Below are 11,776 nucleotides of genomic sequence, written 5' to 3'. Positions count from 1 at the left end.
TTATTCTAGTATTCGGGAGTAGAAGAAGTTAGTAGAAGTTATCTCTCGGGAGTTAGAAAATCTGCCTTTCTTATAACTCATTAATACACTCAAAGTCAGATATTACACATTTCAGATAACTATCATTCTTATGCCACCCTTTACTCCAGTAGGCTACCACAATTAAATTTCACAACTTCTTGTTCTTTATATTGTTTATTAAAGGCTTTCGTTTCAAAATAGGTCATAAAAATTTGATCAATTGGGCAATTGAATTTAATCAAATAGGCGTTTAGTACATTGTCATCAACCATACCAAATGATGAAAATGAAGTACCCGTTTCCAAGGACGTAGTCCATGATTGTAAAGGGGCATGTTGGTCATTATAAAATTCTTCTGTTGTTTGCACACCCCTATAAATTGGAATGTGAGATATTGCTAAAATACTAAACAGTGATTGTAAGAAACTCATTCTATGCAATAAGTAATTTTTCCTATTTTCCAACGAACCTATTCCATCAAAAATATCTTTTGTTCGCGGTTTCATTTCATTAAATGTTATAAAACCAAGTTTTGCTAATGTGTACCGAATACCTTTCATCCATTCACCTGAATAGGGATTGAGAGCTAAAATACTTCCAGTTTCTTCTTCAAGACGATACAGATCTTTTGATAGCAAATAATTTTCTAAATCTTGATATAGCTCTGGATAACCTTCAGAGCGGTTGTTTTCAATTTTTTTATATTTTTTCAAAAACGTCGAATGACTAAGCAACCATTTTTTAGTTTGACTATTCATTACCTCTATAACTTCTCTCGATTCGAGGAGGATTGATTTGTCAGCATCAATTATCATTGTCTCACTAAAGCGTTCAACAACTTTTTTGATATCGTTAAGTTCACTTTTGTTCGCGATTATTTTACTATTTTCAGGGAATAAAAATTGAGAAACCTCTTCGAGCCTCATTATCCAATGCTTTCCCTTATCTTCATACTCTGTTATTTCCCACGAGAACATTCCCTCATCCAAGTGTATATCCTTTATAAAACCTTTAGTTTTTCTTCCATCAGTTAATACACAATGATTCCCTATAACTAAATGTTTTAATTCGCCGTCTACTAATTGCATACCAATACCCTCCCCTATAATAATCATCATATAAATTATAGCACAAGTAGAAAATAACAATTTATGAGATAGTGATAATGGTGGTTGTTGCCCTTCATTATGACACAAGGGAGTTGAAAAGTCCTAGATTGGTTAGAATCAGCACGCCTAACAATTGATTTTTTGTTTACCAATTTTGATTCGATTGTATGAATCTAAAATTAATAAAATGAGTTGCGTAAAAGCAAAGATCAGTAAACCAATTGTACAAAGTAAGTCAATCCCATCACTTCCTAAGAAAACGCCTAAGAATAAGACAGGCACAACAAACCAATCAAGCTTTTGAAATAAGTTGTAAGCTTTCGTATATTTACTGGTATTTTCCCTGTATAAAGTCATTGTTTCTTTTCTCTTCATAATATAACGCCCTCCATTTGATTGATAACTCGATTATAAAATAAAATAGAGTGCAAAACTATTTTTTCCCTAATCGATAGTGTTCTATGCCTAAACGTAAAAAATGTTGCTTTGCATAATATCAGCTTAGGATAATCACTACGTCAAATAACTAATTGATTTCTCTTTTTAAAGAATACAATGTCCATATCCTCTTGAATATTTTGAATGTTAGCAGCTTTTTCATAACCAATTTTAGAATAAAAATGAACGAGCTTCTCTTCCTGAAGAATCGTACTTAATGACCATTCTTTAATTGAAGAAAAAATTTCTTCTACCAATTCTATAGCTCTAGTTCCATAACCCTTATTGTCACAGGATGGATCTATTGCAATTTGGGCTAGCCAGCCTTGTTGTTGCGCTTCATCAATAACGACGCGTATATAACCAATCGTATTATCATTTTGATCGTTTATAGTAAAAAAGTAATTATCTGGCCTATTATATTTTTCTTGAATAGAGGAAATAGGCTCATGAAAGGGTGATCCTTCATCTTGATATTTATTATATAGTTCCTGAAAAGCAACCTTTTGTAACGCATATACTTTTTCTATTTCTTCTTCTTTTGTTCTTTCTAAAACAATCATGCCCAATTCCTCCCTCGATAGTTTTTAAACTAGTATATCATTCTTATTTTCGAAAATATTTATTCGTTCTTTTTGACTCATTATTTTGATTACAGGCTACCTAAATCAACCTGCTTTTTGTTTGCGGTAGCCCTTAATCAAATTTCTAAAAGCACTCGTATATCTTGGGCTTGATTTAAGTAGCTCGCAATCACTTCTTCAATAAGTGACTCGCGTATTTATGTATCAAAAGTCAGCGTTATCAAGACTTCTACCGTTATTTTCTTTTCCATTTTTTAGCAAGTTTATTGAAATTGATTTAGTAGTTTGTAATCATTCCGTTGATTAAAAGCTACCTAGATCAACCTTTTATTGTTCAAGTAGCTCGTAATCAGATATTTTTTCAGTAAATCCTCGCTCTCTACAATAGGCAAGAAAAAACACTCAATAGAGAACTATCGAGTGCAGCGTAATGTAGCCAGTTTTTTTACATTTTATCGAGTTTTTGATTGAGCTTTTCTAACTCTTTCTTTTCGATGAAATAAAAGACAGTCCATATAGCTAAAAAGATGATGATGAATAAGAGTGAAGCGGTGATAATTATGCCTATTTGAAAAGGAAACCAGGTGCCGATGTAGGCTAAGAGTAAAAAGCTCGCGTAGCCGCCACTTAGCTGAATACCAGTTTTTGCTAGAAGTGAAAGTTTGTTGTTCTCATAAACGGATGAAAATAAGCCAATCAGAACGCCTAATCCTAAGACTAACAAGCTATTTTTTCGGACCTCGCTGTCAGCGAAGATACTACCGCTGAGCAAGTACAATGTGCTGCTCATGCCCACCGCCAATACACAATTTTTAATGATATTTTTCATTGAATACGCCTCCTAATTGAGTTGTGCTAAGATTTTTTTCAGCTCTGGTAAATAACGCCGTGAGATCGATTGTTTCTTACCCGTCTTTAAGATAGCGAGCATATTTCCTGAAAATGAGTGCTCGAGTTTTTGAATTTGTCTCAAGTTAACAATCGCTGATTTGGAAATTTGAACAAATTGCTGCTCATCAAGTTTCTCTTTTATTTTATAGAGACGTCCGCGGAAAGTAACCTCGCTTCCGTCAATCAGTGAAAGAACAATCTCATCTGCAAAGACTTCGATTAAGGTAATTTCATCAATCTGGATGACTTCGATCCCTTGACTGCTTTTCACCGTAAATGTCTTGTCGATTTTAGTTTCAGTTAGCTGGGCACAAATCTCGTCAGCTAATTCGTTCGACGGGGAGTTGATCAGCACGCTGATATCAGCCAGCTTTTTATCAATAATAACTTTAATGTTCACTGCTACACCTCCTAACAACCCTAATTATACGGGAATCATAGGCGTTTGTAACAACTATTCCATAAGCGGTAAAAAATTAGCTATAAGTGGTTAAATAGTCATTATGGAGGTCGATTTTTCAAAGAATCCGCCAGCAATCTTTGTGACTTCAGTAAAAAACATCCGACCGCGAAAAGTCGGATGTTCGTTATATTATAAGCTCTGGTCGTTTCATAATAACTAGCGCATCCTTAATCAGTCAAATACCCTAACTCGATGACTAATTCTTTGTATTCTGCGGGGTCTTCAGCATTGCGCCATTCGTCCAAACGTTTGGTTAAGCGCTGGGCCCGTGCTTCTTGCTTGAAAATGGTGCAGACGGAGATTGCTTGGCTGCAGTATTTGACGCCGGCTTCTGGATCATTTTCGATAAATTTTAAGATGCCTTTGTTAAATAACAGGCTGATTTGCGGAAAGAGTAAATCAATGTTGTCTTTTATTTCGTTCTCGAGATGAGCCAGGATATCTCTCGCCTCAGAAATCCGACCATGGTAGATAAATGTCGAAAAACAGTTGATGAGTAAAAAATAAAATAACCGGTTATCGCCACGAACTGAGCGATAAATTTTCCCTCGTTTGATGGCGATACGTACCAGCATTTGGAGAGTATCAACGTCGAAAAGGAATACAAACATCCCTAAGACACGCAGCTCTCTATCCCCCCATAGATCACACTTCAGGAAGAAATGCTTCATTTCATCTATGTATTTTAGCTCGGAAATGGCTTCCGTTTCGTTTGAAATCGCTAGGTTTTCAAAGAAACAACCAAAAAAATAATACCAATCATATTGCCGCTGACTTTCATTGAAGTAGACGTTCGCCCGGGTATATAAGCCTTGGGTATCTTTGGCTAGATTCAGCTGTTCAACTTCATCTAAAATCGCTGCGTACTGGTCACGCCAGGTATTTTTTTGAATAAACTGGAACTCTTCGATGGTAGTATTCATCTGTTCTAGGCAGATGAAAAATTGATCCAGTGTCAGCATTGTTTTGCCATTCTCAAAGCGCGACAATTGCGCGGTAGAAAGGGCTTCTCCAGCAGCTTCTTTTAACGTCAGGCCTTTATTTTTTCGAATCATTTTAAACGTTTCGCCATAGTCCATGTAGGTATCTCCTTCTCAAAAACATTTCGCAGCTAGCTGTGCTATTTACCGCAATCCTCTAATACGTCTATTTTAGAGTAATTTAAGCGAAAAGACCACCCTACCTACCGTAGGATGGCCCTTTATTGCTTAAGGTATTCTGTTTCGCATGTCTAGCCAACTCGTTTGTTAGACATTTTCAATGTACAGTTTTGGTGTATGAGTCTGCCTGATTTGTTTCCTTAAAGACCTGATTTAATCTTCAGCTGGTAAGCTAAGATCGATGACTTCTTGAGGTTCGTCCGCTTGTTCGATTGATTCGATACCGAATTCAAGAGGCAAATCTTCAGCATCTTGCTCTGGTTCGTCAACGATAACTTCAACGACATTACGGGTTCCCCAACCTGTTTTTTTACATGTAGCCATAGAGTACAGTTTGACAAAACGTAGGACAAGGAAGCTCCAGAGGGTCGATAATGGCGTCAATAACCAGATAATTAGATGATCTTTCCATGAGAAATCTTCTCGGCGGATAATCATGTAACGTGTCGATTGAATGTAACCGAATAACATCGGAATCAATATGAAAGGCAGTGCCGGGAAGACCCCTCTAGATAGCGCGCTGAGTACGATTTGGATAAAGATACAGGTATTGATGAAGAAAGTGAACCAACCGAAAAATTGGCGCATAAAAATCATCGAAAAGACGGGTGTATAGCGGATGCGCCAGAAACCACGGATAAAGGAACCACGTGACCAACGAATTTGTTGGCGAATATGGTGACTTAATTTTGATGGCATGTCCGCAAAGGCAACTGACGTCAATTGGTCGACCGTTTTCCCTTTTAAAACTGCAAATAGCGTTAAAAATGAATCATCGGAAAACTTAACTTCTGCCTTGCCGAATTTCTCATTATTGTAATCATGGGCTAGCGCAGATTCGATGACATCGTACGTATAAAACGCCAGGTTTCCACTGTTAACAGCGACTGTTCCAAATAGTGAAAGGCATGCGCGCTCGACTAATTGTTGATTGGCAACGAAGATGGTTTCTGTAAAACGGGCCAATAAACTTGCGTGGACATTTCGTGAAACGATTAAGCCCGCAACGGATTTAACCTCTTCATCAGCGAAAGGCTTCAACCCTTCTTCTAAGGCATTTCTAGCTAAAACGGCATCTGAATCCACCGTCACGACCACACAGTCCTGAGTGTTACGGATTTTTTTGAAGCCGACTGTTTGCGCTGCACGTTTACCGCCATTTTCTTGATCCGTCCAGGTACAATGAACATTTGTCCGCTTAGCGCCTTCGATAAGACACGTTTTGGCTTCACTGTAATCGAGATCAGGACTAGAGCCGTCATTGATTATGTGAATATCTGCAGGGAGCACCGTTTGCTCAAAAAGGGCCGCAATAACGAGGTGCAAGGTTTCAGGATTCTCATTGTAGACAGGAATCACCACAGCCAAAGACTTTTTTGGCAACTCTTCAACGTGAAATGGCACATCAAATAACGAGAAAACATATTGTGAGGCACTGATTGAACCAATAATCGCAAAATAAGGGCGAAACGCCATTAAATCCCCGATGCTGATCGCATAAGCGGTCCAAATAATCCAAAGAGCGACAAAAAGGATGCTCAATATGAAAAATACTAAAAAGAGGGAGCGATAACTCGCTTGAGAAACCTCTTTTCGTTCTTTAGCGACCTTTAAAGAATAACGAATTTGATCTTTGTTCATAAGATTGAAGCGGCTTTTTCTCTCATATTTTGGAATGATAACGTCTCTATGAAAGAACATTCGAATAAGGAAAACGAATATAAAAAGACCGACAGTGACAAGGAATGGGTAAAGTCCTGATAAAAATGAAGTATCCATGTATTTCTCCTTTATAATTGATTGCATTGCTTACTGGCGGGGCCAGCATTTACATACGACAAGTGATAAGTTGTACAAACAATTTGCTGTATAAGTGACTAGTTTTCATGGTAGAGATCGCGCGTGTAGACTTTCTCTTCATACGGACGTAACTCCTCATACCATCGATTAGTAACAATAACTTCTGACTGAGTGGCGAATGTTTCGAGGTCGGCTTCTTTATCCGGACCTTCGTACATTGAATCATATATTTTCACCGAATAATTCGCTTCTTTTAACCGTTGATACAAGGCGTAAGTAGCCGAAACCCGGTAATTATCTGAATTCATTTTCATCGAAAGGCGATAAAAACCAATTGTTTTGTAGTCCTTCAGCTGCTCAGCTATATAATCGATACGCTGCTGATTGGCCTCCTGAATGCCATTTATTAATGGACTTTCTATTCCTACATTAGAAAATTCACTAATCAGTGCTTGATTATCTTTTGGTAAGCAATAACCGCCAAAACCGAAGGAAGGATTGTTGTAGCCTTTGCCGATTCGCGGATCTTCAGAAAGACCTTGAATGACCAATTGACTATCAATGTTCGAAACTTCACATAGGCTGTCCAGCTCATTGAAAAACGCCACGCGCATAGCTAAATAATTATTAGAAAAAAGTTTGACCGCCTCTGCTTCTTTAGCGCTCATATGTAGGATAGCCGGTGTTTTTTTAATTATGTCACTATATAAATGCGCAACCTTTTGTGCAGTCTGCTCGTTAGACGTCGGATTGCCAATAATCAGTCGACTGGGAAAGTAAGAATCGTTTAAAGCGGTGCCTTCTCGTAAAAATTCTGGAACAAAGAGGACTTGATGGGTTAATTGTTGCTGAATCCTCTCAGTGTAGCCCAAAGGAATCGTGGATTTAATAACAAAAATTGCTTCTTTTTTGAGACGCTTGTCAAAAGATTTAAGACTCTCCGTCAGGGCCTGCGTATCAAAGGATTGGGTCTGTTCGTCAAAATTCGTGGGTAATGAGAAAAAGACGTAATCACTGGCCTGCATTTCTTCTTGGTAATTTGTGAAGAATTGTATGTCATCTTTTGATAATTGAGATAATCGTTCTTGCATCTGTTGCTCTTTAATAGGGCTTTGTCGCAGGTTAAGTTGAGCGACCCGCTGTGCGTCAGTATCAATGCCCATAATTTTATGAGTGGCTGAAAAGAACAAAGCACTGGCCAGACCAACATAGCCCAAGCCAATTACAGTAATCATAAAACAATCACTCCTCTATAGTTTTTCGTTTCTAGTAATTTTGTTGAGTAATAAACGTACCCTATTTTAAACTATTTATCAAAATAAAATAACTTGAGTAATCTCAAGAGCAAGTAAATTTAATAACGTACGCTTTTCCCATGTTACCGTAGGATAGGGCTATCTGTCAATGCTTGTGAGTAAAGTAAAAGAATTTTATTACAAATTCTATAGATTGTCTGGTTGTCACTTTGCTGAGGATTTATAAAATGAACGTTTTTTGTGAGGAAAATACACAAAAAAACAGAGGGAACTATCTGGTTAGACAAATCAATTTCCCCCTGTTTCTTCTATTAAAATATATTAATTTGTTCCGTGCAACTAATTCAGCCGTCAACACGCGCTGTAAGAGATTTAAGTCGGCCATTATCATGCTGCTCCATGAACTCAACTATTTTCCCTAGTGTTGGGCAGACGGTTACGCCAGCTGCTTCTAGTGCAGTGACTTTTGATGTGACGGTGCCCATATTGCCGCTGACGATGGCACCGGCATGCCCCATTTTTTTATTTTCTGGCGCATGCATGCCTGCGATATAGGCACAAATTGGTTTTTTAATTCCTAACTCGCGAATCTTAGCCGCTGCTAATTCTTCACTGGTTCCACCAATTTCTCCAATCAAGACAATCGCGTCCGTTTCTTCGTCTTCGGCAAATAATTCTAAGACATCTGCATGATTCATACCTACGATTGGATCCCCACCAATCCCGACACAGCTGGATAAGCCATAGCCTTTAAAGGTTAAGTTTGAGGCTGTTTCATGGGTTAGTGTCCCGCTACGAGAGATGATGCCGATGTGTCCTTTGCCATAAATATCATCCGGCATAATCCCTATTTTAGCTTTTCCTGGGGAAATGATCCCAATCGTATTCGGACCAATAACCGTTGCCCCGCTTGATTTAGCGGTATGGACAATCGCTAATGCATCCATCACAGGGACAAACTCGGTAATCACAACGAGCAATTCGATGCCTTCTGCTAAAGCATTTAAGGCAGCTTCGCGGACAAATTGTCGAGGAACGAGTAGCATAGCTGAACGTATCTCAGGAAATTGAGCACGAGCCTCTGCGACTGAATCGTAGACAGGGACCCCTTCGACCTCTTGGCCCCCTTTTCCGGGGGAGACCCCTGCTAATAATTTTGTGCCACTTTCGAGCGTCCGTTTGGCATGGACGCGCCCTTGTTTTCCCGTGATCCCGATGATTAACATAGGTGTGTTATTATCGATTAAAATACTCATTCTACTGCACCTCTTTTAATTTCATTAATGTCTGAACGGCTTCATCAGTGGTGCCGTATTTGGTTTGTGGGAAGCCTAAATCTTGATAGATTTTCCAGCCTTCCTCTTGGTTAAATCCACGGCTCTTGATGACGACTGCTTTAGAAATCCCTAGCTCTTTATAAGCTCGCGCAATTCCTTCAGCCATATCGGCACAATTATTAATACCGCCAAAAACATTGACTAGAATATAATTTGTCTGCTCATTTTCTAATAAAATCCGCATGGCTTGATAGGTTTTCTCTGCCGTGACACCGCCACCTAAATCTAAAAAGTTATTGACGCGCCCACCATAATGAAAAATGGTATCCATTGTTGCCATACCAATGCCAGCACCGCCAGCCATGGTGCCAATGTCCCCTTCTGGATCCACCTCGATGTAAGTTAAATCATGTTTTTCAGCTTCGATTTCTTGGGCCGATTTTACCTGCGCTGTCCGAGGTAAAATAAGGTAATCACCTTGACGATATAAGCTATTATCATCGATGGACAGTTTGGCATCAATCGCCATCAACGTGCCATCTTTTAAGACAGCTAATGGGTTAATCTCAATCGTCGTCGCATCCAAGTCGAAACAAGCAGTCGCTAATTTTTCAGCGATTCGGGTTAATTGTGCAACACGTTCTTCTGCTAAATCAAAACGGGCAACCGCAGCAAGAAATTCTTCTTCCACGAAGCCACCAGTACAGTCAAAGCGGAGTAGTTTTTCCGGCTCAGCTTCAGCCAACTCTTCAATGTCCATCCCACCATAAGGCGTAAATAGCATGACCATGGCCCGATTAGTGACATCCAGAGTCATCCCTAGATAATACTCTTCTTCGATGGGTAAGAATCCACAAGCAATAATGCCTTCCATGACTTGTCCATTGATAGTGATAGCCATTATTTCTTTCATTGTCGGAAGAAGTTCTTCCCTCGTGTGGATTACTTTAACGGCGCCTGCTTTTCCACGCTTCCCAGAAAGAATCTGGCCTTTTAAAACGCAGGGGAATGGAATCTCTTCGGGAATTGTTTCCCCATCTAATAAGATACTTTCGTTGATTGGAATGCCAAAACGTGCTAATTGTTCTTTTCCTTCAATTTCCAAATAATCCATCAAGATTCTTCCTTTCATACACAGAGGTGTGACAATAAAATCTTGTCATCACCTCTGTTTTTCCTAATAAACGGTGTTCCAGAAATAGCTTCTGTCACAACCTCGATTCATTAATTTTTCCTATTTTCAGGTACTTGTTGCCCCGTTATTTCCAAGCTAATTCTGGGTCGGGTAGATAAGATTCCTCGTACGGGAAACCGACACGCGTGATATTCATGAAATGGGTGTGGCTGAGATTGCCACTGAAGCTGTTATTGCCCCATGATCCACAACCGAGAGTCGTAGTTGGTGTAAAGCCGTTCGTAGGTGATCCTCCGCCAGTTGTTCCAGCTGGCTGATTGACGATAACCCGCGAAACAGCACATTGAATGGCTGCGTATTCGATATGTGTTTCATCATCTGAATGAATGGCAATACTATGTCCTTTGCCTTCATACTCTAAGTTTTCAACCATCATGCTGACACCTTCTTCAAAAGTCGAGTAAGGATAGACAGTCAAAACTGGACAAAGTTTTTCACGACAGAGCACATCTGCACGGCCAATTCCATCAGCTTTTACGACGATGGCTTTGGTTTCTTCTGGAACTGTAAAGCCTAGAAATTCACCGACTTTTTGTGCGGTCACGCCAACTAGGTCGCGATTAATCGGTCCGCCATCTGGGAAAACTCCTTCTCGAACTTTTTGAACATCACTAGGCGCATCGATCGAATAGCCTCCATGTTTATTTAATTCTGTCACAAAAGTCTCAAACTCTTCTTCTGGAACAAAGACCATCTGTTCACCTAAGCAGATCAGGCCATTATCAAATGTCCGACCGAGAAGAATTTTTTCTGCAGCAGCCGCTAAATCGACGCCGCGATCAACGATACATTGAACATTCCCTTGTCCGACACCTAGTGATGGTTTACCGCTAGAATAGGCTGATTTGACCATATCCGGTCCGCCCGTAGCGACCACTTCATCGACTAAACTCATCAATTCTTTACTATCGTCGATGGAGACTTTTTCTAAGCCTAAGACTAAGTCTTCCGGGAAGCCAAATTTGGCTAACTCAGACCGAAACATTTTGACTAGCAAATGCGTACATTCCACTGCTCTTGGATGAGGAGCAAAAATAATAGAGTTCCGTGTCTTTAAAGCAAAAGCAGTATTACACATCGGCGTAACCACTGGATTCGTTGAAGGAATAATACACGCGACAGCACCTAAAGGTTTGGCAATTTCTAACATTCGTCGATCTTCCAAACGGTTAATTACCCCGACTGTTTTCACATTTTTAATACTTTCCCAGATCAAGGAAGATTTCATACGGCACTTTTGAATTTTGTCTGTGACGCTACCCATTCGAGTTTCTTCAGCGGCCATTTTCCCTAGCATTTCAGCGTTATCATAGACTACTTTACAGATGGCTTTCGCCGCCTGGTCAGCCTGTTCCTGTGTAACAAAAGCAAATTGTGCCTGAGCAGCTTTCGAACGTGCGACTAACTCTTCTACCGAACCTGTTGTGTGTTCACTCATTTTAATTCTCTCCTCTATTCATTAAATATTTTTTAATCTTACAAATTAAGGAACGCATTCACTGAATAAATACTTTTTAAACTGTTCTGGCCGACGCACCTGGCATTAATCTTTAGGTGCCATCTATTTAGTTGTTTCTTTTAG

11 protein-coding genes are annotated in these 11,776 nt (G+C 39.5%); all 11 read right to left on the bottom strand.

Translation table 11 applies throughout. From position 1 onward, the window contains the following. Positions 1–140: 140 nt before the first annotated feature. Positions 141–1,109: a hypothetical protein gene (locus BAU15_RS12585; RefSeq protein ID WP_161843086.1), complete on the bottom strand. Its 969-nt coding sequence runs from the start codon at positions 1,107–1,109 to the stop codon at positions 141–143. Between the two features lie 147 nt (positions 1,110–1,256). Then, positions 1,257–1,505: a hypothetical protein gene (locus BAU15_RS12580; protein WP_161843085.1), complete on the bottom strand. Its 249-nt coding sequence runs from the start codon at positions 1,503–1,505 to the stop codon at positions 1,257–1,259. 143 nt (positions 1,506–1,648) lie between these two features. Then, positions 1,649–2,131, bottom strand: coding sequence for a GNAT family N-acetyltransferase (locus BAU15_RS12575; protein ID WP_161843084.1), 483 nt, complete (start codon positions 2,129–2,131; stop codon positions 1,649–1,651). Between the two features lie 466 nt (positions 2,132–2,597). Further along, positions 2,598–2,981 (bottom strand): DUF3021 domain-containing protein, encoded by a 384-nt coding sequence (locus BAU15_RS12570; RefSeq protein WP_161843083.1) that lies wholly within the window; start codon positions 2,979–2,981, stop codon positions 2,598–2,600. Positions 2,982–2,993: 12 nt separating this feature from the next. Then, positions 2,994–3,443 carry a LytTR family DNA-binding domain-containing protein gene (locus BAU15_RS12565; protein WP_161843082.1) on the bottom strand — a complete coding sequence of 150 codons (450 nt, stop codon included), beginning with the start codon at positions 3,441–3,443 and terminating at the stop codon, positions 2,994–2,996. A gap of 230 nt (positions 3,444–3,673) precedes the next feature. Then, positions 3,674–4,585 (bottom strand): Rgg/GadR/MutR family transcriptional regulator, encoded by a 912-nt coding sequence (locus BAU15_RS12560; protein ID WP_161843081.1) that lies wholly within the window; start codon positions 4,583–4,585, stop codon positions 3,674–3,676. A gap of 234 nt (positions 4,586–4,819) precedes the next feature. Then, a complete protein-coding gene (locus tag BAU15_RS12555) occupies positions 4,820–6,307 on the bottom strand; it encodes a glycosyltransferase (protein WP_161843080.1) in 1,488 nt (495 codons plus the stop codon). Positions 6,308–6,543: 236 nt separating this feature from the next. After that, positions 6,544–7,701, bottom strand: coding sequence for a nucleotide sugar dehydrogenase (locus BAU15_RS12550; RefSeq protein WP_161843079.1), 1,158 nt, complete (start codon positions 7,699–7,701; stop codon positions 6,544–6,546). A gap of 365 nt (positions 7,702–8,066) precedes the next feature. Then, positions 8,067–8,978 carry a succinate--CoA ligase subunit alpha gene (gene sucD, locus BAU15_RS12545; RefSeq protein ID WP_161843078.1) on the bottom strand — a complete coding sequence of 304 codons (912 nt, stop codon included), beginning with the start codon at positions 8,976–8,978 and terminating at the stop codon, positions 8,067–8,069. A 1-nt stretch (position 8,979) separates the two neighbouring features. Further along, positions 8,980–10,113, bottom strand: a complete 1,134-nt coding sequence (locus tag BAU15_RS12540) for an ATP-grasp domain-containing protein (protein WP_161843077.1) — start codon at positions 10,111–10,113, stop codon at positions 8,980–8,982. A 145-nt stretch (positions 10,114–10,258) separates the two neighbouring features. Beyond that, on the bottom strand, positions 10,259–11,632 hold the full coding sequence (locus BAU15_RS12535; protein WP_161843076.1) for an aldehyde dehydrogenase family protein: 1,374 nt from the start codon (positions 11,630–11,632) through the stop codon (positions 10,259–10,261). Positions 11,633–11,776: the final 144 nt, after the last annotated feature.

This window comes from Candidatus Enterococcus huntleyi, from assembly GCF_009933175.1.
GTDB classification, from domain to species: Bacteria; Bacillota; Bacilli; order Lactobacillales; family Enterococcaceae; genus Enterococcus_K; species Enterococcus_K huntleyi.
The sequence above is the reverse complement of the archived record's forward strand: the minus strand, read 5'-3'. Positions and strand labels throughout refer to the sequence as shown.